Below are 24612 nucleotides of genomic sequence, written 5' to 3'. Positions count from 1 at the left end.
GCCACCTGTACTTGTTTCAAGGCGCGTCAGCCACCCGCCACCGGCGCCACCACATCCACCAGATCGCCTGCGCTCACTTTGGTTTGCGCATAAGCGGAACGCGGTACAAACTCGCCATTGATAGCGACGGCGAAACCAACGCCCGCGTAGCCGCATGCCTGTAGCACCTCGGTCAGAGCTTCGTCGCGCACCCGGGCAGGCTCGCCATTCAACGTAATTTCGATTTCAGGCGGCATATTGTTTCTCGCTGTGAAATTGATCCAGCACCTGCCCGACCACCACCGGCCCCAGCAGGTAGCCATGGCGATACAACCCATTGGCGCAGATCAGTCCCGGCTCTCGCGTCACCCTGGGCAGGTTATCCGGCAACGCCGGACGACAGTTGACGCTGGTCTCCACCACTCGCGCTTCCGCAAACGCCGGATTCAACGCGTACAGAGCGCTGCTCAGCTCCAGAGTAGATTGCAAACTGATCGGCGACATATCCGCGCTTTCAATTTCCGTGGCGCCGATAATGATCTGACCGTTCAAACGCGGGACCGCATATAACTTGTAGCGGGGATGCATCAGACGGACGGGACGATTCAGACTGACTTCGGAGGTTTCAATGATCATGACCTCTCCGCGCACGCCACGCAGTCCCGTCATATTACGACTGGCGCCCAGGCCACGTACGTCGATAACCCAGTCAAAACGCTCACTGCCGCTGCTCCAATGCATACGGTGCGCGGAGCACTCCACCAGCGTATCGGAGACCAGGCGAACGCCGCTTTGCCGCAGCGCAGCGAGCAGTGCGTTAAGCAACAGGCGACTGTTGACGTCCGCCTCCGAAGGCAGGTAAAGGCCCTGCTCAAAGTGATCCGCCAGCCCCGGCTCCAACTTGGCGACGCCCTCGCGATCAAGCCATTGCAGGGCGTCGTCGGCGGGAAGCTTGGCGTTGAGATCGCACTGAAACTGCGCCAGCTCGGCCTTATCCAGCGGGTGCGCCACCACCACGGAACCCGCCTGACGATAGCTGGCTGACATACCGGTTTGACGCTCCAGTTCGGCGATCCACTGGGGCCAGATGTCCAGGCTGCGCATGCCCATGTGGTAGACCTCCGGCTCTGCGGACACCAGCTCGCTCAAAGGAGAAATCATGCCCGCTGCGGTCCAGCAGGCGCCACCAGGCCGTTCAAAATCTCCGGCGTCAAACAGAGTGACCTCATGGTTGCGCAGCGCCAGCCGCCAGGCGCACAAGCGCCCGAGCAGGCCGCCGCCGGCGAGGCCGATACGCAGCTTAGACTTCATGATACAGACGCCGCCCCGCGTCTTTGTACTTCTGCGACATTTCCTGCATGCCCTGCTCCGCTTCCTGCTGCGACGCGCCCTCAGCCTGCGCCTTCTCGGCCTCCAGTTTGGCGGAATAATCGCGCACATCCTGAGTGATTTTCATGGAGCAGAATTTGGGGCCGCACATGGAGCAGAAGTGCGCCAGTTTGTGGCCTTCTTTCGGCAGGGTTTCGTCGTGATAGGCGCGGGCGGTATCCGGGTCCAGGGCGATATTGAACTGGTCTTCCCAACGGAATTCGAAACGCGCTTTGGACATAGCGTTATCCCGCAATTGCGCGCCCGGGTGACCTTTCGCCAAGTCCGCGGCATGGGCGGCGATCTTGTAGGCGATCAGTCCTTGTTTGACGTCGTCCTTGTTGGGCAGGCCCAAGTGTTCTTTGGGCGTGACGTAACACAGCATGGCGCACCCGTACCAGCCAATCATGGCTGCGCCGATGCCGGAGCTGAAATGGTCGTAGCCGGGAGAAATGTCCGTGATCAGCGGCCCTAAGGTGTAGAAGGGCGCTTCTTTGCAGTGCTTGAGCTGCTCTTCCATGTTTTCTTTGATCATGTGCATGGGCACATGGCCGGGGCCTTCGATGATGGTCTGCACATCGTGTTTCCAGGCGATCTCAGTCAGCTCGCCCAGCGTGCGCAGCTCACTGAATTGGGCCTCGTCATTGGCGTCGGCGATACATCCGGGACGCAGTCCGTCTCCCAGCGAGAAGCTGACGTCATAGGCTTTCATAATCTCGCAGATTTCCTCGAAGTGGGTGTAGAGGAAATTTTCTTTGTGATGCGCCAGACACCACTTCGCCATGATGGAGCCGCCGCGTGAGACGATGCCGGTCAGACGTTTGGCGGTCATGGGCACATATCGCAACAGCACGCCGGCGTGAATAGTAAAGTAATCCACGCCCTGCTCCGCCTGCTCGATTAACGTATCGCGGAACACCTCCCAGTTGAGGTCTTCCGCGACGCCGTCGACTTTCTCCAGCGCCTGATAAATCGGCACTGTACCGATAGGAACCGGGCTGTTGCGGATGATCCACTCACGGGTTTCGTGAATATTTTTACCCGTGGATAAATCCATCACCGTATCCGCGCCCCAACGGGTCGCCCACACCAGTTTTTCTACTTCCTCTTCGATGGAGGACGTCACCGCGGAATTGCCGATATTGGCGTTCACTTTCACATGAAAGTTGCGCCCGATGATCATCGGCTCCGCTTCCGGGTGATTGATGTTACAGGGGATCACCGCCCGTCCCGCCGCCACTTCCTGACGCACGAACTCCGGGGTGATGTAACGGGGCGTGTTGGCGCCGAAGTTCATGCCGGGATGCTGGCTGCGCATGGCGTTCTCGATTTCCGCCTGTTCCAGAGCCAGATTTTCACGGATGGCGATGTATTCCATCTCCGGCGTAATAATGCCTTTACGGGCGTAATGCAGCTGGCTGACGTTGCCCCCGGCGCGCGCCTTACGGGGAGCGTGACGATGCTCAAAGCGCAGGTTATCCAGGGATAGATTCTGCTCGCGACTTTGCGCGTAAAACGAAGAAGAGCCGTGCAGATGTTCGGTGTCGCCGCGCTCATTGATCCAGGCCTCGCGCATGCGCGGCAAACCGCGTCGCACGTCGATCTCAACGGCGGGGTCCGTGTAGGGACCGGAAGTATCATATACCCGCAGCGGCGGGTTCTGTTCCGTAGCGCCATCCTGCAAAGGCGTTGGCGTCAGCGTGATCTCGCGCATCGCCACCCGGATGTCGGGGCGACTGCCTTCAGCATAGATTTTTTGGGAAGCGGGAAACGGTTGTGTGGACAACGCATCCACCTGCGCCGACTCACTGAGTTTGCTGATTTTATTGATATCGATTGTGCCGCCCACAGTACTCTCCTAGTTGGTTGTATGGGGTAGCACCAGGGAGGAGAGAGGGCATCAACGTCTTGGTCTGCAATCGGACCCGCATCACAAAGATGGAGCGCCGCTAAGAACCGTTTGATGAACTACTTGTTTCCTACGCTGGTACTAACCAGATCAGGTTCTACGGGCCCCACTGTTGTGGTCTCAGCCTGTTACTCCAGGCACCCCGACAAGATGTGCCGATTAGTTTAGGCTGGGTGGCGGGTGGATGGCAAGCGGGCGAAAAATACAATATTAAATGTGTTTTAATGTAAGTTAATTAAGACAATTATTAGTTTTTTCACACCTCAGCATTCCCTGTCAGGCGGAGGATAGAAATAGAGAGAAGTCGATTTTTTTCGAATATATAAGCCATTTGTATCCATTTATTCAATTTTAATCACCATCCCAGTTATTGATTTTCCTTTCCCAATTACCAAGCCAGCTTTTCGGCATTTCCGGTTAGCCGCTTTTCCTTAAACCAAAACACCGATTCTCTTGTGCTTTCTCTTACTCTACTTTCTTAAAAGCAATATTTATTGCCAATAAAAATTGAATTTAACGCGCTTTTAAGGAAATATGAGATGAATCCGACACGGGCTGAGTTGAAGATTTCTGTCGCCAAGTTGATCGAAACGGCTTATTCGACGGACAAGGGGCTGACGGCGAAGATTGTGCGGAGTAAGGGGCCGTTTAAGCTGGCGGTGGATCAGGATGGTAAGGCGACGCTGTCTGGTTCAGCAGGAGTGTTGACCTTCAGCGGAGACCCGGCGTTAAAGGCGATTGGCGCCAAGGTGAAATGGGTGAGCATTTCGTTCGCCAATGGTGAAGGCAATCTGATCAAGTACAACGCCACCTTTTCGATTGGGTTGATCAGCCTGACCGTAGGCGGCAGCTTTGATCTGGAGGAGCTGATTACCTCCTGCTCCGGCCTGCTGTGCCGCGCCGCCAAAGCCATGCAGCAACGCAATCACGCCTACGACGAACAATTACGGAACATCATGGGGAACTGAGCATGAAAATCTGGGGACTGATTCTATGTCTGCTGGCAACAGGATGCACATCCGTTGGCAAGCTCGATCCCTTGTATCCGAATTATCGCCTGTACGCGGAAGCCGTTGACGCCAACGCTCTGAGCGCAGACTATCCGCTGTACTTTTCCCGGCGGGTCGTCGACCAAGTGGCGGGCGATCAGGCCGCGTTCGCACAGCTGGGATTCAAAGCCTACATGCTGCGGGAGCACTCCCATTCCACCACGGTTGGAGAAGATAGCGGCTGCCTGACGGTCAATGGCTATGGCGTCGGCGGGGAACCGTTAACCTTTTATCTGGCCTATGTCCAAGAAGGCGCCGAATGGCTGATTGATGACGTGAATGTGGTGTTTCTGGAGCCGGAACAGGCATTTAGCACTGTCGCCAAATGCCCGGAGGAAACGCGAGTCGGCGCAAACAGCTAAGTCGAAAAGAGCTCTTTGCAGCGCGAGCCTCTCCTTTTACATGGCGACGCCCATCCCATAGCCACGCCTGCGGCGCCACTCGCCATAGATGATAGGACCTGACATAGGCAGGCCCTATCGTTTCAGACAAGTAGAAAGGAACAAATTCTCCGATGGATTAACAAAGCCTCTTGAAAGCAGACGAAGGTACTGTTATTTCTCGGTCTACTCAGGCGAGAAGGAAAATAGAGCGTTGCCGAGACGCAGAGACTGGTAGCGCGGTTGCTGCAACTGAAAGTCTCTGTTTTTCAATAGCTCGGCGATATCCCTATTGCAACACAACGACGCTCTGGATAAATCCAGTTGGCCTACCTTACGCCACGCACCAGCCTTGTCAGCATCGTAAACTTTGAGGTCATACACGTACTCGATATCTTCCGCCACCAATACTTCTTTATCTCCATCCTCATCGAGATCTAACGTGAAAGCGAAACACAATCTCTCCCGACACATCTCCAACTCCACGGCGCCTTCAAATGCTGCAACATCGGCGACGCCCTCATCCAGCCATTCCAATCCTATTGGCTTTGAGTACAACTCCGCCAGACGCTCTTTCTCTTTCCAGTCATAGTAATAATTAGCGGTTTTTAGTACTTCAAGACGTTGAGAGAGTACTTGCGCCTGAGCTTGAGACAGAGAACTCTCGCCTCCCGCCATCGCTTTGATCTGCGCTAAACGCTCTTGGCCGGAGCGCCCTAACTGAAAACGGAGCAAGCCCAGATCGACACTTTCCGCGGTGCTTTTTCCCGCAGCCAGTCTCGCAAACTGGTTGCTTGCGCTGACTTCCTGGGAGTTCAGCCAAGGAGTAAGCGTTAACATCGCCATCAGCGCCGCCACCAGAATAACCGGAGTATTTACCGTATTTAACGTCGTCAGCCAGGGCGAGCGTTTCATAATAAACATGACGCCATAGCTCAGAGTAAGCGCCAACGCCAACACCACCAGCAAAGCCGGGTAATAACGATCCGGAGTCAGGCCATACTGATCGATACGTTGATATAACGAGTACCCCGCCAGCAAAGCGAAAACAGGTAATAACGCCAACAAAACATATATAACGCTACGTAGCCATTGCGGATAGGGAAGGCCGCCCTCGCCGCCACACTGGGCGGCGCCGTTCAACGATACGACCGCCACCAGAATCATCGCCAGCAGCATGGGTGTGGAACGACCCGTGCTCCAGATCATATCCAAACCTACGATGGGCAAGGTGACTGCAAAAGCGATCATGAACACCGCTACTGGCGGCAGGATCGCACGACACACAGTGGCGATAAGTCCGGTCAGCATGTTCAACAGGCTGGGGTAGCGACATCCCAGGCTGATTCCAAACGCGAAGATGATCGCTGACGCAGTCCAACCTACAGGCTCGTATTCAATGAACCGCCCCAGCTCAAATATCTTCAGGATATCGAACAAAGCCGCACATAACGTCGCCACCAGCCAGTACAACCCAACTAACAGGCCAGCAAACGCCAGAATAAACAGATTTTCCCAATACTTGCGATACAGCTCTACACTGAGAATATCGCTCATAAAACGCTGACTCTTTTGAAAATCCCGCTGCACAAAAGGCAGTAGCACGAATAACAGCGGCACTATTGTCGCCCACCATGAGGTCACCAGATCTGAGGAGCCCTCGTAGCTGCCGCCCTCTGGTTTGAAGGTGTTGGAGATTAACCAGACTGCAGATAGGCCAATTACAATGGCGATGCCGGCAGCCAGCATCCAATTCGGAGCGCCCCTGCGTGTTCTGGCGGTAAACAAAAACGCGCCGGCGAAGACAAAAACGAAAGCTATCGCGACAGCCGCAGCCTTCTGAGCCATAAGACCGTCCGGCCAATGCTCGGCGCCCAGCCATGCGGCCACGCCCGTCGCTATACCAGCGAACAAAGTGGAGTAAAAGGGAAAACGGGTTTCTTGAGGGGTCATAGTGTCCATTGCTAAATAAAATCAGAATCAGGATAAAGCGCCAGCATACACAGCAATACTGACTTTCGAGAGGTGGGATTATGGCGAATTATGGCGCCGCTACTTCATCCTCAGGGAGACTAACCGGAATATGACGCATGTTAAAGTTTAAGGCATAAAGGCGCGCAGCATAGCTGGCTGCATTTCTTCCTTAAAGCGCTTATTAAGCTTTAAATCTGATGAGATAATCCGCATGAAACGCCCATACTTTTCTTTCACTTTCGCGCCGTAATAAAACACGACCAAAGGCGCGCCATCCACATCATTGTAGGCATTATAGTAGGAATATACCGTGTCTCTATCATTGCCCCACCCTCCTTCCATAATAGGCTTGCCCAGATAGGCGAAGTTCTGGCTGACCGCTTCTTTGAACCAATCTTCTATCGCAGCGCCTTCTAGCTCCACCATGGACGAGAAGATCACTCTGAAGATTTCCCCCTCTTTTAACTCCTTCGGAACGTAGTAACGCTCTTCGTTGAGACTGATCCTCGTACTCCATTCATAGGGTAACTTCTCCGCCGGGCCTGATTTACGCATCGGAAACAGCGTTCCCCCCAGGAAAGGCTGCGTGCGATCGTCATAACAAAAGCCGAAAAGGCTTCTGACCGTTTCGCCATTATCGTAGGTCAGCTCCATGGCGTACCCGTTCAAGCTGTAGCGACCACGGTTATTGGAACCATCATTGCGTTTTTTCTGAGAAGTGACGCCAACGCCAGGAGAGCTCCCGCTGACAATAGAGCTATCCCCAGTATCGTCACTGTATGATGCGGCGTAAACACTGGTTCCTGCCGTCATGGAAGACATCATCCCGCTTGAGAACATACTGGAGTATCCTTTCGTAAAGCGGCCGGAGCCGAGAAAAGTCCAACTGTTGGTGTAGGAGCTACCTCCCCCAATCATGCCCATATTCACCATCGTGGTCTTCGAAATATAGCGATTCAGACGCTCGCCCATTCGCGCCGGCGCCAAATGTCGACCTTTATATAGCGAATCCCATTTCTTCTCACTGGCGGGGATTTTCACTTTATAGCTCTCTTCGTCATCATCCTGCCAAATCCCCCAGCTATTAGGATGTTCCTGACGAGACTTGGCGATATCCAGATCTTCCGGCGGCACGGTCAGCCCTTTATAGGCGGTCCCATCTTTGAATAACAGAATCACATAGTCGTTGTAGGTATCATTGATTCTGTTTTCAGTGAAATCGCATACCAGCGCCTCGTACTTGTCAGGCAACGAATACTCTGGCGCGGAGGCGTTATCGATGCGTTTTAATTCCGCCCGGGCGGCTTGGGTAGCGGGCTTGACTGGAGGAGCCTTAGGCGTTGCATGAGACGTTGTTGTTTCAACCGGCGCGTCAGACGCAGCCTGGGAGATCGCAACGCCCTTCAGACGTTGCGGCAGCGTCTCTTTGATTACCTGCTGCATACCACTGGCGTAACGGGACATCAGCGTCGCCACGTCTGAAGATAAGATGCGCAGGTACACTGCTTTGCCTTGTCCAAAGAATCCCATGTAATGCGCATAACGGAGGACCCCGTCCTGTCTTTGCAACGCATAGGTCGCCGTGATTACGCCGCCATTATTCTGCTTGGGCTCCGGCGCCGCCACGACTTCGCCCCACTTGCCAGCGTCCAGATCGATGCGCTTTTTGAACCACTGCGGATATTCACTTTGTGGCAGCGTTTCCGCCAGCGCGACATATAGTCGATATTCCTCCTCGGCAGCTAAGTCACCGGGTATAAATATCTCTTCCCCGTTTTCAACCAGGACTGACCAACCGTCTGGAGCGGCATGGACGATAGATGTGAGAAGCATGAACGACAGCGCGGAGACAAACACCAATAATCTGCGTACAGTTTTGACGAAACATGATGATTGCAATTTTCTAACCTCTGGCGACTATTGGCGAAAAGCTTCCTTGAGAGCTGGCTGCAGTTCCTTGGCATAACGTTGCGCCATAGCGGAATCCGACATTACCAGGCGAGCGAAGCGCCCGAACCGCCCCCTTGTCTTCATGCCGTAATACACCACATATAGGTCTCGACCATTTTCCTTGAACGCATTGTAGTACTGGTGCAGCCCCTGTTGGCTTGTCCAATTGGGCGAGAGTAGCGGGTCTCCGAGATACGACAGATTTTGCGTCACGGTCTCCTTAAACCAGTCCTCCATCGAGCGCCCGTTTAACTCCACTTTCGGAGAGATCACCAAACGGAAAACTTCTCCTTCCTTGAGGTCGCCGGGAACATAAAACTGGTCCTCATTCTCTGTGATCACCATTTTCCAGTCAGTTGGCAAATCACGCTCGGCCTCGGACTCCTTCATCCAATACTGGGTTCCGCCAAGAAAAGGATCGGTACGGTCGCCGTGGCAAAATCCAAACAGCATGCGTTGTTTTTCGCCGTTATCGAAACTCAGATTCATGGCGTAGCCGTTCAGTTGATAAGCGCCCCGGTTTTTAGCGCCGTCTTTGTTCTCTCTGGTTGTGGAGGTCACCATTCCCGGCGCGATCCCCCCAGCCACAGAGCTGTCTCCGTGCTCATCGCTTTTGCTGGAGGCGTATACACTCGTGCCGGTCAAGGCTGACGCCGCTCCCCCCGAGCCATGCAGGCTGGATGAACCTTTGGTGAAGCGCCCTGAGCCGTGAAAGGTCCAACTGTTGGTGTACACGCTGGTGGTAGGAGAGATGCCCGCCATACCATGCGCGTTCATGATGTAGATGTAACGGTTCAGTCGTTCCCCGATCCGCGCCGGCTCCAGAAGGTCGCTACGCTTAAGCTCACGCCAGTCGCCGCCGACCTTAACCTTGTAACCATCGCCGTTCTTCTTCCATACGCCCCAGTTTTTCGGGTCGTCTTTGCGCGCTTTGGCGACGCCGAAATCTTCAGGGGGAACCGTCAAACGCTTGTAAGCGCTGCCGTCCTTAAATAACAGATAAACAAAGTTATCCACTTTGTAGTTGGAGTTGGAGATGCCTGCTGTGTAATCGCACACCAGCGCCTCGTAGTTATTGGGCAAAGAGTAGCGGGGCAACGCGCCATTATCGACTTTTTGGATATCCGTTTTTTTGGTTGCATCCGCACTTTTCGTTGATGCAGGAAGGCTTGGCGCAGACTTCTGCGTGGTCACAGGCTGAGCCGGAGTCGCTGCGCCTGACTGAGTGGCGACGCCTTTGAGCCGCAGCGGCAGGTTTTCCTTCATTACCTGCTGCATGCCGGCGCTGTAACGGGAAACTAACTTGGCGCCGTCTGAGGCGAAAATGCGCATATAAACCGCCTTCCCCTTACCATAAAACGCCATATAGTGGACGAATCGCGCCTTCCCTTCGGTCTGCATCATCACGGTAGAGCTAAGTACGCCGCCTTTGCTTTCTTTAACCGCCAACGTGTCGATAACCTCACCCAGCTTGCCGCCGTCTTCTTTCAGCACACGTTCGAACCAACCCCGATATTCACTTTGCGGCACGTCTTCCGCCACGGAAAGAAACAGGCAGTATTCTTCATCCGCTTTCAGATCGCCAGGAATGAACAGCTCTTCGCCGTTTTCCACTAGTACTTCCCATCCATCCGGCGCCGCCAGGGCGGAACAGGAAAGCAGGAGTGCGAGCAATACGGCGCTGCCTCTGGCGATGCGCAAGATCCATAACGGATGGCGTCGAGGTTTCATCGGATGGGTGTCCTCAGTAGCGGTTATTGGGTGCTTTATTGAAGCATAATAAGTACTTACAAACTTCTGGGGGAAACCCTTGGTAACAGGGCGTAAAAGGCGTCGCAGTGGGTTTGTCCGCTGCGGGGTGCTATGATCCTGCAACATTGCGTGACAGTTTTATAAGGACCCAGCAGATATGAAGACCGTTCTCAGCGTAAACCTCAACAAGATCGCCCTGATCCGCAATTCCAGAGGGCGTGATTATCCCAGCGTGAAGGCGTTCGGACGCCGCGCGTTGCAGGCAGGCGCCGGTGGGGTCACCATTCATCCACGACCGGATCAACGTCACGCCCGTTACAGCGATATCGCTGACCTGAGCGAGCTGGTGAAGGAATTCGGAGAAGCCGAACTGAACATCGAAGGTTACCCGGAAGAAGAACTGATTGAGTATGTGCTGCGCTACAAACCGCATCAATTTACCCTGGTCCCGGACAAGCCTGATCAAATCACTTCCGATCACGGCTGGGATCTGCGCCAGGACAATGCGTTTGTCACGGATATCGTCAACAGAGTGCAGGCGGCCGGCGTGCGCGTCAGCCTGTTCATGGACCCTGACGAAGACCAGATCAAACTGGCCCACGCCACCGGCGCCAAGCGCATTGAGCTATACACAGAAGAATACGCCCACGCTTATGGCTCGCCGCAATTCGAAGCCGTCGCCGCAAAGTATCTGGCCTGCGCTCAGTACGCCGTTTCACTGGGCCTGACGGTCAACGCCGGACATGACCTTAATCTGGAAAATCTGGCGCCGCTGGTGGCGCAAGGGACGATCGCGGAGGTATCCATCGGTCACGCGTTAACGGTGGAAGCCCTGGAAATGGGCTTTGATCAGGTTATTCAGAAATACGTCGACATTCTTTCCTAACTCAACAGGTCTGGCGTCCATGGATAAAGCGCTGAAGTCGAAAAGCAAATTCCTTAGCCTGGTGTTGCGGCATCAGCCTGAGCTGATCCGGCTCCCTCTGGACGCCAACGGCTGGGCCGATATCGAGGTGTTACTGGCGGGCGCAGCCCGTCAGGGCGTGAATATCAGTTTTCAGGATGTGCTGGAGATTGTCGCCACCAATGACAAACAGCGCTTCGCCCTGTCCGAAGACAAACGACGCATTCGCGCCAGTCAGGGGCATTCCATTGACGTGGATTTGCAGTTGACGCCCGTGGCGCCGCCGGAGGTGTTATTTCACGGCTCCGCCACGCGATTCGCGGACGCTATCCTGGCGGCGGGATTGCAGCCCGGCCAGCGTCGTCATGTGCATTTGAGCGCGGACGTGGAGACCGCACACAAGGTGGGAAGCCGACACGGCAAACCTGTGATTTTTCGCATCGACGCCAAAGCATTGGCTCAAGCGGGACATGCGTTCTACCTCTCCGCCAACCAAGTCTGGCTTACCGACGCCGTGCCGCCGCAGTATCTGAGCCCGCTCACCCCCTCACAGCAAGGCTAATCCGGCTCTTTACCCGCCTGCTCCAGCACTCTGTCGAACAGCTCCGACATATAGGGGTCGAACCACTCGCGGATGTCCTCCAGATTGTCTTCGATGATGATGGGAATCACCGTGCTGAACAGATCCAGCAAAATCACGGCGTTCACGGAAGAGTCTGCTTCCGAGGCGGCGCGCAGGCGCTTGGATATGCATAGATTCAATTGGTGCAGATTGCGGTAAATCGTTTTCAGTCCGCGCAGAGTCAAATCCACGTCCCGACCTTCCGCAGACCGGAAGTATTGCGCCAGTAGATACATGCCCGCGGCGCGAAACACCGTGTCCTGCTCCGTCGCCATCGGCAGATGCAGGCGCGCCATGGGTCGGAAAAAGTCCAGATGCGGACAGCCGCTGGTGGACATCAGCAGACCGATCAGAGCGCTCAGGGCTTTCTGCGCCGAGGTGTGCTGGCTGATTTTCTTGTCCCCTATGGCCACCTCAAGATCCACCTGCTCGTAGGACATAATATCCTGGCAACGCTGCACCACCTCCACTAGGCTTAAAGCCGCCGGGCAGTGAGGATGGTACATGGAGTCGAGTGGGCAATGGGGACATTTATGACAATCCAGTTGAGTCCACTCCGGAAAGTCTTTTATATTTCGGTCAAGAACTTCTACATTGTTCTCATCGAGCGTAATTTCAAAATTTTCGCTGCGCGACTTATCGAGCTTGAACCGATATCCGATTTTGATGGGTTCCATTTCCGGCCGCCTTTAATTGCCGTCAGACTTTCTCAGTATAGTTGCCCTGCCTGGGGTGAGCGTGACAACGGCGCGGAAAAAACGAAGCAGTCACAGTTAAACGCTGGCGCGCTATAGATAACAAGGAGAATAAAGCATGACGGAGTACCTGATATTCCTGGCCATTGTCGCCACTGCCATCGCCAGTCCTGGTCCAGCGGTATTTCTGGCGGTGAAAAACGGCGCCAAATACGGCCTTAAAGGCGCCAGCGTCAGCATCGCCGGCAACGTCACCGCCGTATTGCTGCTGGCGGCGGTCTCCGCCTTGGGGTTGGGCTCCGCGATACTGGCATCCGCTACTTTGTTCACCATCATCAAAGTACTGGGCGGGCTTTATCTGGTTTATCTCGGCGTCAAAGCCTGGCGCAGCGAAGGCGCGCTTCCCATTGACGCGGATGGCGAAGTCTCAACGCTGACATATAGCCGTTGGGAGCTGTATCGGGAAGGCTTTTTGACAGGCGTCAGCAACCCCAAGGCCATCGCTTTTTTCACCGCTCTGTTTCCTCAATTCATTGATGTATCCAAACCCTTTATTCAACAGTTCCCGCCCCTGGCGCTGACTTTCGCCGTGTGTTCATTCGGTTTCCTGTCTTTTTACGCCGCCTTGTCCACCCGGCTGCGCGCCTATTTGCGCAAAGAAAAAATCATGAACCGCTTCAACAAAATTACCGGCGGCGTGTTCATCAGTTTCGGCCTGGTGATGGCTGGCTCCAGCCGCTGAAGCCAGCCAATCCTTATCAATTTAAAGAGGTAACCGACGATGGAATTGGGTTTGCAGGATAAGACCGTCATGGTGGCCGCCGCCAGCTCCGGCCTGGGCTTCGCTATCGCCATGGAGTGCGCGCGTCAGGGCGCCCGCTTATCTATTATGAGCCGATCACAGGAAGGCATTGACGCAGCGGCGGAAAAAATCCGCGCCGTCACCAGCGCAAAAGTGCTGGCGATGTCCGTAGACGCCAGAGATGCCTCCGCTATCAGCGCCTGGGCGCAACGCACCACCGATGAACTGGGAGACCCACAGGGGTTGGTGGTAAACGCCGGCGGCCCACCGGCGGGGCAATTCGACGATTTTGACGACGCCGCCTGGAGCGACGCCTTTGAACTGACTCTAATGAGCAGCGTGCGCATGGTGCGCGCGGTTCTGCCCGCCATGCGCGGACAGGGCCAAGGCAGCATTCTCAGCATCACCTCATCTTCGGTGAAAGAGCCCATCGACATGCTGTTGTTGTCCAACGTCATGCGCTCCGGGGTGACCAGCCTGATGAAAAGTTTATCCCGTAGCCTCGCGAGCGAAGGCATTCGCGTCAATAATCTGATTCCCGGCCGCATCGATACGCCTCGGGTGCAATCCCTGGACGCCACCGCCGCGGCGAAAAAAGGGGTTTCCGTAGAACAGCAACGTGACGCCTCCGCATCCAGCATTCCCATGGGTCGCTACGGCAGCCCGGAGGAATTCGCCAATGCAGCGGTATTTCTGCTATCCGACGCCGCCAGCTACATTACCGGGGCGTCATTGGTGGTGGACGGTGGAACTATGAAGACGCTGTTCTAGCGTCTCTCTCGAAGCGGCGGTTAGAACTGTACGTTCATCGCGCCGCACAAAAACTCCACCAAAGGTCCCGCCGCCGCAAAACCGGCGGCGACCTGTTTATGGAAGTCTTTCTCCATGGCCGCATCCACAGGGCATTGCGTCATGGCGAAAAAGCTCTTGCGCTTGATGTCTTCAATATGGGGTGCGTCGGCGTCAAAACCTTTCGGCGGCCGCGTGAGTCCATCTCCGGTTACGCCGCCATGCACTTTTTTCAGTTTTTTATCCGCCAACACCTTCTCCCAGGCGCTCGGCTTATCGCGAATACGCTCACGAATCTTCAATAGCTCTTGCGACTCCGGCATCCAGATACCGCCGCCAAAGAAAATTTCGTCCGTCGCCAGATGCACATAAAAACCGGGCGTATGCACATTCTTGTATTGTTGATGCCGGAACTGCGCGGCGGCGTGGGTTTTGTAGGGCGTCTTGTCTTTGGAGAAACGGGTGTCCCGGTAGATGCGAAAGATCGAGCCGCCGTTTAATCGCGGGTCCGCTACGAAATAGGGAGAGACTTTCATCAACTCCGGCGCCATGGCTTCAATAAAGCACACTAGAGGTTGCTGCACCTCTTGTTTGAACCGCGCTTTGTTCTCTTCAAACCATTCCTTGTTGTTATTTGCCTGCAACTGCTGAAAAAACTTAAAAAAGTCCGGTGAAAATCCAGAAAATTCCGCCATGGTAACGCCGCCTCCCTCTTCGCGAGTGCTCGCCTGAATTCGAAGTACAAAAGCATAAACCCACGTTTATAACAGGAAATATCCCGCTTCGACTATGACGAATATAGCGAATAGATAAACCGCCGCGATCCCCACGACCGCGGCGTGTCTTTGCACTTTTAGTTATTAACGTGGCAATGATATTGGCATGTTAATCACCAGGCGCATGGACGCGCCTGCGCGGCGACAAGCCTCGGGAGACAGGGCCTGACATGTGTAGGCCCTGTCGTTGCAGACAAGCTATTTGTCTGCCTGATTAATAGTACGCGTTACTGGCAAGAAGCCGCGTAGATTTCCTGCGCCCATCCCGGGTTATCAATGAACGGATTGCGGTTGCCCTGGCGTTCATAAATACGCTGGTTGCGGCGTTTCTCCCAAGCGTCCACCGGGTCCTGGATATGCCATTGCAACAGCTGGCATAGCTTGCCCAGTTTAGGGTCCTTGGTCCCCGTACCGGAATAGTTGACGAGTTCCAGGTTGGGCGTACCGCTGTCATCGCCGCCTTCATAACGTACGTCCATATAGAAAATCATGCGCGCCACATCGCCTTTTACAGCATCTCTGGGCTCAAAGCTGTCGGCGTCGGTCTTGTTCTCCGGGGCTTCGCTGATCGCGCTGCCTCCCAAGTCGAAATCTTTATTGCCGCGTTCGCTGTTGATGGAAACATCCGCCGGCCGCAGGTGATGGATGTCCGTGTGCGCGTATTGGCTACTGTTGCTGAAACCATGACTCTTGGGCCATACGTGCTCCCGGTTCCAGGCGTCGCCGGAATTGGATTGACCGGCATTGTCATCCTTGTCGATGGAGCGGCCGGAATACAACAGCATGACATGGCTGCTGTCGTCAGGATCTTCATCGGTGTACTTGAGGGCGTCCCAAACCTGGGAATAACTCATCGCCGTATGGTTACGCAAAATCCCATTGAGCGCGGATTTCAGCGCCGCCCCGGTTTTCCCGATGGCGGAAGAGTAATAACCGTCCACGTCATCGTTTCCGTCATCGCCACCGCTGTCGGCGCTGTAGCTCATACGCAGGCTGAGCCCGCTGTAATCGCTGTAGCCGCTCACCATGACGTGATAATCCCCTGCGGCGGGCCCCTTAAATTCGCAGGTTTCGTTGTTGCCCCCCTCGTAGGGGCGACAGTCATAAACGGAGGTTGTCGGCGCCGCGCCGAAACGCACGAACAAATCCGCATCGCCTTTACCGCCGGACTGTTCGAACCTGAGATTGACCGCGCCGGAGGGGACGCTGCCGACATAGAAAGTTTGCGAGCCCGCCGCGCCTGCCAATTCAGTCTTGGCGACGCCGTTGACGAGAGTGTCATTGGTCGGCGAGTCGTCGCCGGGTCCTTGATCAGACCCACCGCATCCGGCGTCAAGATCGCCCACGCCCGGCGCGCCTGCTGTAGCGGCGACGGCCCAGTCCTGTTGGGTGTCCGTATCATCGCTGGCGAAACGCATCAGAGACACATTCTGCGCATTCAAATACCACTGAGACACCGCCCCTTCCCACGCCACCATGTCCACTTCCTGGGCGCCTTTCATCAGTTTGACGAAATCTCCGGAATTACCGAGGCTCAGAGACATCCCGGAAAGCGTCGGATTCATCCCGAACAGGCCCTGGAACCCAGCGGCGTTTTTCGCCACGCTGACGTAGGCGCCGGCGGCGATCACGCCACTCAACGGATAAGCGCCGCCGTTGTCCTGCAAACTGTAGTCCGCCAGATTGACGTTCTGGCAGGACGGATTGAATATCTCCACCCACTCTTGCGACGCATCATTATCAGGCGCGTCGTACAACACTTCACTGATCAACAATTCCCCATGAGAAGACGGGCAGATCATTTGCCCCATCGCCCCCAGCAGGATCATCCATACGTTCTTATTCATTTAACTGGCTCCAGGTTATTAATGCCGGGCGTACAACTGGAATACCCTACGTGGCCGCTATGACAGCTTATGGTTATTTTTGTGACGATATTGATAGCCGGTTTCTGGTCAGCAAAGAATAGGCCGTACAGGTGAAATGGTAGACGTTATATGGACTAAGACTGCTACAACAGAGAGTTACGGACGGCTTACGCGCACGCAAAGAGCGCGCAGGAAGGCGCAAAGTCAGAAAAAAACAAAAAGTCAGAAAAGACGGATATGAAGGTAAGAAAGATTTAGGCGGATGCGGCTTTACGGATGATCTCTGGATAGCCGACAACCAAGGCTTCGGGCTTATCCTGATAAAAGCCGCGCTCGCGCAGCATCTGATGCATGCGAGGCAGGTTATAACCAGGGACAGTGGGCAACGCATGATGCTCGCAGTGATAATTCACATAATGCGGCGCAAACAATAGACGTTCCCACCAACGCGCCAGAGTGGTGCGCGTGGTGTCGCGCACGTCATCGGAGGACAACGCCGGCATGGCCCCATGCTCAGCGACCTGACGCACGCGGATGATAAAAGGATACGTAAAGATATAGGCGACCCACCACAGCAGATAAACTTCCCAATGGCCCAGCCCCACACACAGCCCTAAAAAGCCGCCGTGCACCAACAGCAGATGACTGAAGTTACGCAGCGTGGTGCGACGCACCTCCGCCTTCTCCGCGTGTCGCGTTTGCACACCCATGGATACGGCGTTGCCAGGTCTGCCGGTATTCACATACAGCAAGAGCGCGAGGGCATTCTTCAGCCCGGACTGTCCGGTGAAGTCACGGAATATCTTGCGTCGCATACTGGTTTTAGTGACTGGGTAGCTGCGGATATTGCCCACGTCCGGATCTTCGTCCGTTCCGGTTTTAACGTGATGGATAAAGTGATATTTGCGATAAAAAGGCAACGGAACCAGCACCGGGGCGCCAGCCAGCCAATGCCCCAACTGATCATTCAGCCACTGGCTGCGGAACCAGGAGCGGTGGGAACAATCATGCAGCAGAATGCCCAGCGCCAATTGCCGGTTGGCGAGCACGACAAGCGCCAGAATCAGAGTGAAAACATTAGGATAGAGAGCAAAAAGCGCGCTCACACCGACGATCAGCCCCCAAGTAGTCACGAAGCCCATCATGCCCCGAAAATTGGAGCCCTGCCTTAATTCTTGTTGTTCTTGTCTGGTGAGATAGCTGTCGAGTTTCATAGCCGTCATCTAAAGTGTGAACGCAGATTCATACTATTAAGATTACCGGCGCCGGAGAATGGCGTAATCTTCCAAACCATTGGCGAAAACGCTCAATAAATACTCATCCATAAAAAAACCGGCGCTGTTTCCAGCACCGGTTTTCTCGTTACTTTCAGATTATGCGATCGATAATGCGTCAGCTACCGATGCGGCCGCCGCCGGACTTATTGATCGCCACTACGGAAGGACGCGGCGGCAAGTCGTTGCGGAAGTCAGGCCAGCGTGTAGTGGGCTGATCGTAAGTACCTTCTTCGCCGGGGTGTTGCACCGAGCAGAAGAAAGACTGGTTGTCCGGGGTGAAGAAGGGTCCGCACAACTCCGCCTGTAAGGGCGTGCGCAGGAAGTGCTTGGTCAACGCACGCGCTTCGCCGGATACCGCACAGGCCCACACGCCATCGGCGACGCCGTCTTTGTATGCGCCGTCAGTGGCGATCCAGAGATTGCCGTGATTATCGAAAGCGCAGTTGTCCGGGTCGGCGAACCAGCCGTTGGCGGAAATATCCGGGTGATATTTAGCGCCTTCCGTCTGCGGATTGCCGGCGATAATGAACATGTCCCACATAAAGCGATCCGCCGTGTGGTCGCCATCTGGCGGCGTCATTTCGATAATATGGCCGGACTGGTTTTTGGCGCGGGGGTTGGCGGCGTTGGTGTCGCCATCCTTACGCTTGCTGTTATTGGTCAGCATGACGAACACTGAGCCCGTGCGCGGATTCACTTCCACATCTTCGGGACGATCCATGCGGGTGGCGCCAAGCAGATCCGCCGCCTTACGCATATCAATCATGACATCGCCCTGATTGCGGAAGCCGTTGGCCGCGGTCAGCGGGCCCTGGCCGAACACCAGCGGACGCCAGGTCACCAGACCGCCGTCAGTGAACTCCGCCACGTATAGCGTTCCTTCCTCCAGCAGGCGCATATTGGCGGCGCGGTTGCTGGGGTCGTATTTGTTCTTGCTGACAAATTTGTAGACATACTCGAAGCGCTGATCGTCGCCAGTGTAGGCCACCACGTGGTTATCCTTGTTGACGAAGACGTTACACCCCTCGTGCTTGCAACGACCCAGGGCAGTGCGCTTTTGCGGCTTGGAATCGGGATCAAACGGATCAATCTCCACCACCCAGCCTACATGCAAGGGCTCGTTGGGGCTTTTCGCCAGATTCCAGCGATCATAATAGTTGGCCCAGGCGTATTCGTGTTCGCCAGATAAACCGAAGCGCTTGTAGTTTTCCGCTTCTTTGGTTTTGGCGGGATCGCCTTTGAAGTAGTTCTGCACATTTTCTTCAGCTGTTAATACGGTACCCCAGGGCGTGACGCCGCCCGCACAGTTGCCGTAGGTGCCCAGGGTTCTTACTCCGTCCTGAGAAATCGCGGTGCGCAAACGGTCACTGCCGGCGGCGGGACCCGTCATGCGCATTTCCGTTACCGGAGTAATGCGACGGTTGTATTTTGAGCCTTGAACCACCGCCCATTTGCCATCGGTCTTCTTGATTTCGATGATGCTGAGGCCGTGCGCCATCATATCGATATCCGCCTGCGCCTTGCTCATCTGATCCGTCTTCGGCGAACCTGGGAACATCAGCTCGGAAATTGTGTATTCGTGGTTCACAGCCAGCAGGCCGTGATCCGAATTGTCGGAACCCAACGGCAATGACAGGAATCCAACGAAATCGTTGTTGTAGCCAAACTGTTTGGCTTGCGCTTGCGCGCTCTGGTTACGAGGATCAAACGCCGGTGCATCCGCTAACACTTTATCGCCCCAGCTAATCAGGACATCGTGTTCATAACCGGGCGCCACGTGGAATGTTTCGTCCTGTCCATGAGGCAGCTCAGTGAAAGTCAGTTCACCCTTGTCCGAGCCGGCCATGATTGCACTGCAACCAGTCAGAGAAACGCCTGAAGCCGCCGCCCCAGCAGCGAAACCACGCAAAACGCCACGACGGGAAGTCCGCGCCTGCAGGATGTCAAAGAAACTCCGACCCTGCTCAGGACTGGAGGGAATGTCATCAGAGTCTTTTATTTCCCAACCATATTGAGGATGTTGTACAGTCATTTTTTTTACCTTAACAGCGTTGATCCGACAGCACTTTTACTGCAAGTAAATGACAGTTTCGTGAACCACGCCTGTTCCGGCTAAAGATTTTCGTTAGGAAAGCAGTACCCAAAAACAAGCATGCGCCTGGGCTGCGACACATCGCGGACCAACCGCTGAACAACAAGAGAAGGAGCTTTCCATGGAACAAAAGTTCATCCAGCTTTACGACGAATACACACACTCCACCATGAGTCGCAGAACCTTCATTGACCGCCTGACCAGACTGGCCGGCGGGACCACTGCGGCGATGGCGCTTCTGCCCCTGCTGGAAAACAACTACGCACGAGCGGATACCATCGCCAAAGACGACGCGCGCATTATCAGCGAATATGTCGAATACCCAGGCGGCGAAAGCGTCATCCGCGCTTATCTCGCCAAACCCAAAGACACATCCGCACCGCTGCCAGGCGTAGTGATCATCCATGAGAATAAAGGACTGCACCCACACATTGAAGATGTGGCGAGACGGGCGGCGCTGGCGGGCTTCATAGCCCTTGCTCCGGATGGGTTGTCTCCTCTGGGAGGCACGCCGGACGATCAGGACAAAGCCCGCGGTATGATCGCGCAACTGGATGGAGAAAAAACCCGCGTGGATTTTGAGGCGGCGGTAACTTATGTCACAAAACGCGAGGACTGCAACGGCAAAGTGGGTTGCGTCGGGTTCTGCTGGGGCGGCGCCATGGCCAACCAGCTGGCGGCTCATTCTCAAGATCTCGCCGCCGCCGTGGCCTTTTATGGCAGGCAGGTAAACGCCGCTGACGCCGCCAGGATCAAAATCCCGCTGCAACTGCATTATGCAGGTTTGGATGACCGCATTAACCAGGGCATCCCCGACTATCGTGAAGCCCTGGACGCCTCAGGCGCGCGCTATGAGCTGCACATGTACGAAGGCGTCAATCACGCTTTTCATAATGACGCCAACGCCGCGCGCTATGATGCGAAAGCCGCTCAGTTAGCCTGGGAGCGCACCGTCGCCTTCCTTAAACAAGCATTGGTCTGAGGCTTACTCCGCCCCACTTTCCGCTTCCGACGCGGGTGCTTTCTCCGCGTCTTCCCGGGGCGGAACCGGAGCGAAGTAGCCCACCAACAGCAACACTACGCCAACACTGATAAAGGCGACGATACGGGCCACCGTGCCCGTGCCGGAAAGATCGAACAGGAACAGTTTGGCGACTACCGCCACCATCAAGCCGCCGCCGACCATCCACACCGAGCGATGCGCCCTGCGCGCGCCGACCAGCATGCACAGCATGCCCGCAATGCTCCACAGCAGACTCATGCCGCTCTGCACCACGATGGACGACACCATGTCATCGAAGCGGTAAGGGATAGCCAGACTGAAATGGAAAGCGCGGAACAGGGACGCGTTGAGCCACAGGAAGCAAAACGCCGCCACCACGCCGTATGAGGCGACTCTTTGTTTAAGTGCATCCAGCGCGCCATGGCGACGCACTTCCGTCCACAACACCCACAAGGCCAGCAGGTTCACCAGATCAAGTGGGTTCAACAGCGCCAGCCCCTTATTCGCTGGAGCAACTATGTTACTCCACAACATCCACAACCCAACGCTCGCCAGCAAGGCGCGAGGGAGCCATTGCAACAGTTCCTGCGGGTAGCGCGCAAACGGCCAGACCGAGGACATGCCGCGCCGCAGAGCCAGCAACGCCAGAGCGGGAACCAATCCCCATATCGCCTGCCCAGCCATGGTTTCAGGGTCATATTCGCCGGTGATTTCAAAATGAATCTGCCAGGTGACCGCGAATACCAGAGCGAATAACATCACGCAATGAAACAGGCCTATTGGCGCACGTACGCGATCCTGCATCAGGCGCAGGTATCCGAAATGCGCCGCCCACGCCACTGGGTACGCTAACCAGCCGGCGTTGGCGTATAACGCCCGGTATTCCAGCACATAAATGAACAAAACAAATAATATCGCCGGAGCCAGCAATAGCGCTGGGTAAGCCGCCGTCGTCCATTGGAAACGCAGGTATGAGAGCGCAAAGGCGCCGGTGAAGAACGTGTAGAACAGCAGAAACGCCGACGCCTCCATCGCTGACGGATACTGCTCAATAGCCTCGGTTCCGCCCGCCAGCGACCCTAAGGCCACCGCCACGCCCAGCACCAGAGCATTGACCATTTCCGCCGGCGCAAAATATCGATGCTGCTCGCCGCGCCTGCCGAAAATCCCCGCCCACAACGCATACGCCACCAACGTCATGGACGCCAGGAAGTCCGCGTTCAGCCACGCAATAGTGCGTGCGTCTACTTGATAGTGGGTAAAGAGGTAAACCACTCCAATGACAAAACTCGCCATCGCCAACCAGGGCAAATGCGGCGAACGCCATCTTCCCGCAAAGAACTGACAGGCCATCGCCGTCAACACCGTGAACAGACTGCCAGCTATCGGCAGGTGCGTATCGGCGATGTGGCGATGAATCTCAAATAGACCGCCCGCCATCCACCATGCATAAGCCCACAGAGACAGAATAATCGGAGCCCACTGCACTTCCTGACGCAACAGGCGATCCTGATAACGCGTCGCAATGCGAGCAGTGAGGCCGCCTGCGATGGTCACCAGCAAAGCGCCAATAAAGTCAGCGTTCAACACAAACCATTGCGGTTCCTGGGATGGCGGCTCCGTGAGATACATAGCGCCGCCGAACAGCATCAATCCCAATCCGGAAAAGCGCGGCAGCAGTCGCTGTTGGCGCGCGCCTACCCAAAACAGGGCGACGCCTTCCACCGCCCACAGCGCAGAGGTAACGCGCCCGTCGAAGGCGAGAGGAATCGCCAGAGTGAGAAACGCAACCGTCAGCGCCAGATAGCATTCATACAACAAACGCATTTGAGGACGCGCGCGCACCAGCAAACTCAAGGTCAGATAGAAAATACCAACGCCTGCGCTGCTCCAGGCCATAGCGTATTGCGTGTCCTTAACCATCAACGACTGTAGGGCGATAAACACCGTAGGCGTCCCGAACACCAGGGTTCCATCCACCAGGCCCTTCAAATTGGGGGGCTGACGCGAGGCGAACAGCAGGGCGATCAAGCTATACATCACCGCGAAAGCGATCAGGAAAGGCTCGGTGGAATGGAAGAACATAGGGGTGTAATACTGCGCGCCCCAAACCATGCCAATGCCAAAGGTGAAAACAAACCCCAGCCAGTTCAACGTGCGCCAGGACTTAAACCAGGCGATGGCGGTAACGCCCAGATTGAGAAGCAAATAGTAAGTAAACAGCTCCACATGGGAGCCCTGCCCGGTAGAGGCCAGAATGGGCGCAGCGAAACCGCCTATGACGCTGACCGCCGCCAGCGCCTGTGCGTTTTGCAAGACAGCAATCAATACGCCGCAACACACCACCGCCACCATCAATGAGAAGCTGGTCAGTGAAGAAAGTAAGCCATGCAGGCGGAAAGCGGCGAAGATAGTGATGTACAAAAGGCCAATGGCGCCGCCTTGCATAATGAGGCCATAGCCCTGGTTTTTGCGACGCAAGCGCCAGCCGATGGCGAACATGGCGGCGGCGCCCGCCGCCACGCCCAGATAACGCAGCTCCAGAGGAATAACCACTTTTTGCGACGCGTATTTCAGTAGAAACGCCACGCCGAAAAACAGAATAATGACGCCCACCCGCACGACAATATTGCCGCCGGTGAAATAGTTGGTCACCCAGGCCACCAGCTTATCGGCCAAATTGGGAGGCGCCGGCTCAGCAGGCGTGGGACGTAGAGGTTCAGGTTGAGCAACCTCAGCAGGCGCCGCCGGCGCAACGACAGGTTCTTCCTGCGCTGGCTCAGTTTCGGTCATGGCCAATGGTGTAACAGGCGCCTGCTCCATCGCGACTGCCGGTGCAGGAGACGGCTCTATATCCAGTTGCAGGTCTCTGATATCAAGGGAAATATTTTCCTCTTCTTTGACCTCATCCAACGTATTCACGTTTTCCGTCACAGTGTTCGGGGCAGAGGTCGAGGCCGTCGCCATCGGTTGCGACGAGGTCGCTGTATTCAGGTTTGAGGCGAGAGGGATTTCCACCCTTGGCGGCGGCGCAGCGACAGGCTCAGAACGGGCCCTTTCAAATGCGCTGACTTTTTTCTCCAGCTTTTGCACTTTCATCTGTAAGCGATGGAAGCTGGCCGCCAAAGCGCCCAACGCAGCGCCCATCAATGCGCCTCCGAAGGACTGCAACGCGGCTCCGCCGACCACCGCGCCGACTATCAGAAGAATAAGAATGTCCATGCTGACCACGCACCTTGAATAGTTTTAAGAGCAAAACTGAATCGCCGATTTGAACTCACCGTCCGCGCGCCGCATCTACGCAGGCAAATAGCGCAAAGCAACGTTTTTTTCTTTTACATCAATTATTAACGGTAGAGCTGATTTCAGCCATCTCTCAACATGTAGGAGCGTTGAAAAAAGCGGAAGCTGAAACCGGAAAGT

Annotated in this window: 19 protein-coding genes and 1 riboswitch; of the genes, 7 read left to right on the top strand and 12 right to left on the bottom strand. The window is 55.4% G+C overall.

Features of this window, described 5'->3' with window-relative positions:
* Nucleotides 1-26: 26 nt before the first annotated feature.
* The 3 genes from thiS to thiC are packed head-to-tail and all read right to left on the bottom strand — an operon-like array spanning nt 27 to nt 3196.
* Nucleotides 27-236, bottom strand: a complete 210-nt coding sequence (gene thiS / locus EUZ85_RS03205; RefSeq protein ID WP_127967888.1) for a sulfur carrier protein ThiS — start codon at nt 234-236, stop codon at nt 27-29.
* Complete coding sequence (gene thiO / locus EUZ85_RS03200; RefSeq protein WP_127967887.1) at nt 226-1290, bottom strand: glycine oxidase ThiO; 1065 nt, start codon at nt 1288-1290, stop codon at nt 226-228. Before thiO ends, thiS begins: the two co-directional genes overlap by 11 nt.
* Complete coding sequence (thiC, locus tag EUZ85_RS03195) at nt 1280-3196, bottom strand: phosphomethylpyrimidine synthase ThiC (protein WP_305000035.1); 1917 nt, start codon at nt 3194-3196, stop codon at nt 1280-1282. The genes thiO and thiC overlap by 11 nt, the downstream gene beginning before the upstream one ends.
* A 110-nt stretch (nt 3197-3306) precedes the next feature.
* A riboswitch (TPP riboswitch) is annotated at nt 3307-3411 on the bottom strand.
* Nucleotides 3412-3795: 384 nt separating this feature from the next.
* Here thiC and EUZ85_RS03190 point away from each other — a divergent pair.
* Both EUZ85_RS03190 and EUZ85_RS03185 read left to right on the top strand, forming a co-directional pair.
* Nucleotides 3796-4224, top strand: coding sequence for a hypothetical protein (locus tag EUZ85_RS03190; RefSeq protein WP_127967886.1), 429 nt, complete (start codon nt 3796-3798; stop codon nt 4222-4224).
* 2 nt (nt 4225-4226) lie between these two features.
* Nucleotides 4227-4667 (top strand): hypothetical protein, encoded by a 441-nt coding sequence (locus tag EUZ85_RS03185; RefSeq protein ID WP_127967885.1) that lies wholly within the window; start codon nt 4227-4229, stop codon nt 4665-4667.
* Nucleotides 4668-4871: 204 nt separating this feature from the next.
* Here EUZ85_RS03185 and EUZ85_RS03180 read toward each other — a convergent pair whose 3' ends face one another.
* The 3 genes from EUZ85_RS03180 to EUZ85_RS03170 form a co-directional block, all read right to left on the bottom strand.
* Nucleotides 4872-6638: a DUF4153 domain-containing protein gene (locus tag EUZ85_RS03180; protein ID WP_164887166.1), complete on the bottom strand. Its 1767-nt coding sequence runs from the start codon at nt 6636-6638 to the stop codon at nt 4872-4874.
* A gap of 147 nt (nt 6639-6785) precedes the next feature.
* Complete coding sequence (locus EUZ85_RS03175; RefSeq protein WP_127967883.1) at nt 6786-8558, bottom strand: hypothetical protein; 1773 nt, start codon at nt 8556-8558, stop codon at nt 6786-6788.
* Nucleotides 8559-8576: 18 nt separating this feature from the next.
* A complete protein-coding gene (locus EUZ85_RS03170; protein ID WP_127967882.1) occupies nt 8577-10340 on the bottom strand; it encodes a hypothetical protein in 1764 nt (587 codons plus the stop codon).
* Nucleotides 10341-10518: 178 nt separating this feature from the next.
* Between EUZ85_RS03170 and EUZ85_RS03165 the strand changes: the two genes are divergently transcribed.
* Together EUZ85_RS03165 and EUZ85_RS03160 are read left to right on the top strand one after the other, a co-directional pair.
* Nucleotides 10519-11247: a pyridoxine 5'-phosphate synthase gene (locus tag EUZ85_RS03165; protein WP_127967881.1), complete on the top strand. Its 729-nt coding sequence runs from the start codon at nt 10519-10521 to the stop codon at nt 11245-11247.
* Nucleotides 11248-11266: 19 nt separating this feature from the next.
* Nucleotides 11267-11827 (top strand): RNA 2'-phosphotransferase, encoded by a 561-nt coding sequence (locus EUZ85_RS03160; protein WP_127967880.1) that lies wholly within the window; start codon nt 11267-11269, stop codon nt 11825-11827.
* On the opposite strand, the gene EUZ85_RS03155 is transcribed toward EUZ85_RS03160, so the two are convergent.
* Nucleotides 11824-12564 carry a hypothetical protein gene (locus EUZ85_RS03155; RefSeq protein ID WP_127967879.1) on the bottom strand — a complete coding sequence of 247 codons (741 nt, stop codon included), beginning with the start codon at nt 12562-12564 and terminating at the stop codon, nt 11824-11826. The two genes, EUZ85_RS03160 and EUZ85_RS03155, sit on opposite strands and share 4 nt — an antisense overlap.
* Nucleotides 12565-12700: 136 nt before the next feature.
* Here EUZ85_RS03155 and EUZ85_RS03150 point away from each other — a divergent pair, with 136 nt between their 5' ends.
* The gene (locus EUZ85_RS03150) at nt 12701-13324 is read left to right on the top strand and encodes a LysE family translocator (RefSeq protein WP_127967878.1); all 624 of its coding nucleotides are present in this window, start codon (nt 12701-12703) and stop codon (nt 13322-13324) included.
* A 39-nt stretch (nt 13325-13363) separates the two neighbouring features.
* A complete protein-coding gene (locus EUZ85_RS03145; protein WP_127967877.1) occupies nt 13364-14155 on the top strand; it encodes an SDR family oxidoreductase in 792 nt (263 codons plus the stop codon).
* Between the two features lie 20 nt (nt 14156-14175).
* Here the strand turns inward: EUZ85_RS03145 and EUZ85_RS03140 are convergent, their stop codons facing one another.
* The 4 genes from EUZ85_RS03140 to EUZ85_RS03125 form a co-directional block, all read right to left on the bottom strand.
* On the bottom strand, nt 14176-14868 hold the full coding sequence (locus tag EUZ85_RS03140; RefSeq protein ID WP_127967876.1) for a DUF2461 domain-containing protein: 693 nt from the start codon (nt 14866-14868) through the stop codon (nt 14176-14178).
* 308 nt (nt 14869-15176) lie between these two features.
* Nucleotides 15177-16796: an endonuclease gene (locus EUZ85_RS03135; protein WP_127967875.1), complete on the bottom strand. Its 1620-nt coding sequence runs from the start codon at nt 16794-16796 to the stop codon at nt 15177-15179.
* 275 nt (nt 16797-17071) lie between these two features.
* Nucleotides 17072-18031, bottom strand: coding sequence for a fatty acid desaturase family protein (locus tag EUZ85_RS03130; RefSeq protein ID WP_164887165.1), 960 nt, complete (start codon nt 18029-18031; stop codon nt 17072-17074).
* Between the two features lie 178 nt (nt 18032-18209).
* Entirely contained in the window at nt 18210-20126 is a 1917-nt protein-coding gene (locus tag EUZ85_RS03125; RefSeq protein ID WP_127967873.1) for a PhoX family phosphatase, read from the bottom strand.
* A 181-nt stretch (nt 20127-20307) separates the two neighbouring features.
* Here EUZ85_RS03125 and EUZ85_RS03120 point away from each other — a divergent pair, with 181 nt between their 5' ends.
* The gene (locus tag EUZ85_RS03120) at nt 20308-21168 is read left to right on the top strand and encodes a dienelactone hydrolase family protein (protein ID WP_127967872.1); all 861 of its coding nucleotides are present in this window, start codon (nt 20308-20310) and stop codon (nt 21166-21168) included.
* A 3-nt stretch (nt 21169-21171) separates the two neighbouring features.
* On the opposite strand, the gene EUZ85_RS03115 is transcribed toward EUZ85_RS03120, so the two are convergent.
* Nucleotides 21172-24411 carry a DUF2339 domain-containing protein gene (locus EUZ85_RS03115; protein ID WP_129498708.1) on the bottom strand — a complete coding sequence of 1080 codons (3240 nt, stop codon included), beginning with the start codon at nt 24409-24411 and terminating at the stop codon, nt 21172-21174.
* Nucleotides 24412-24612 lie beyond the last annotated feature (201 nt).

The sequence above is a fragment of the Hahella sp. KA22 genome (genome assembly GCF_004135205.1).
Lineage (GTDB): Bacteria > Pseudomonadota > Gammaproteobacteria > Pseudomonadales > Oleiphilaceae > Hahella.
The sequence above is the reverse complement of the archived record's forward strand: the minus strand, read 5'-3'. Positions and strand labels throughout refer to the sequence as shown.

What these genes read in the sequence shown, in the direction of transcription:
- thiS (WP_127967888.1), bottom strand. Translation starts at nt 236, where the DNA reads ATGCCGCCTGAAATCGAAATTACGTTGAATGGCGAGCCTGCCCGGGTG.
- thiO (WP_127967887.1), bottom strand. Translation starts at nt 1,290, where the DNA reads ATGAAGTCTAAGCTGCGTATCGGCCTCGCCGGCGGCGGCCTGCTCGGG.
- EUZ85_RS03190 (WP_127967886.1), top strand. Translation starts at nt 3,796, where the DNA reads ATGAATCCGACACGGGCTGAGTTGAAGATTTCTGTCGCCAAGTTGATC.
- EUZ85_RS03185 (WP_127967885.1), top strand. Translation starts at nt 4,227, where the DNA reads ATGAAAATCTGGGGACTGATTCTATGTCTGCTGGCAACAGGATGCACA.
- EUZ85_RS03180 (WP_164887166.1), bottom strand. Translation starts at nt 6,638, where the DNA reads ATGACCCCTCAAGAAACCCGTTTTCCCTTTTACTCCACTTTGTTCGCT.
- EUZ85_RS03170 (WP_127967882.1), bottom strand. Translation starts at nt 10,340, where the DNA reads ATGAAACCTCGACGCCATCCGTTATGGATCTTGCGCATCGCCAGAGGC.
- EUZ85_RS03165 (WP_127967881.1), top strand. Translation starts at nt 10,519, where the DNA reads ATGAAGACCGTTCTCAGCGTAAACCTCAACAAGATCGCCCTGATCCGC.
- EUZ85_RS03160 (WP_127967880.1), top strand. Translation starts at nt 11,267, where the DNA reads ATGGATAAAGCGCTGAAGTCGAAAAGCAAATTCCTTAGCCTGGTGTTG.
- EUZ85_RS03155 (WP_127967879.1), bottom strand. Translation starts at nt 12,564, where the DNA reads ATGGAACCCATCAAAATCGGATATCGGTTCAAGCTCGATAAGTCGCGC.
- EUZ85_RS03150 (WP_127967878.1), top strand. Translation starts at nt 12,701, where the DNA reads ATGACGGAGTACCTGATATTCCTGGCCATTGTCGCCACTGCCATCGCC.
- EUZ85_RS03145 (WP_127967877.1), top strand. Translation starts at nt 13,364, where the DNA reads ATGGAATTGGGTTTGCAGGATAAGACCGTCATGGTGGCCGCCGCCAGC.
- EUZ85_RS03140 (WP_127967876.1), bottom strand. Translation starts at nt 14,868, where the DNA reads ATGGCGGAATTTTCTGGATTTTCACCGGACTTTTTTAAGTTTTTTCAG.
- EUZ85_RS03135 (WP_127967875.1), bottom strand. Translation starts at nt 16,796, where the DNA reads ATGAATAAGAACGTATGGATGATCCTGCTGGGGGCGATGGGGCAAATG.
- EUZ85_RS03130 (WP_164887165.1), bottom strand. Translation starts at nt 18,031, where the DNA reads ATGAAACTCGACAGCTATCTCACCAGACAAGAACAACAAGAATTAAGG.
- EUZ85_RS03125 (WP_127967873.1), bottom strand. Translation starts at nt 20,126, where the DNA reads ATGACTGTACAACATCCTCAATATGGTTGGGAAATAAAAGACTCTGAT.
- EUZ85_RS03120 (WP_127967872.1), top strand. Translation starts at nt 20,308, where the DNA reads ATGGAACAAAAGTTCATCCAGCTTTACGACGAATACACACACTCCACC.
- EUZ85_RS03115 (WP_129498708.1), bottom strand. Translation starts at nt 24,411, where the DNA reads ATGGACATTCTTATTCTTCTGATAGTCGGCGCGGTGGTCGGCGGAGCC.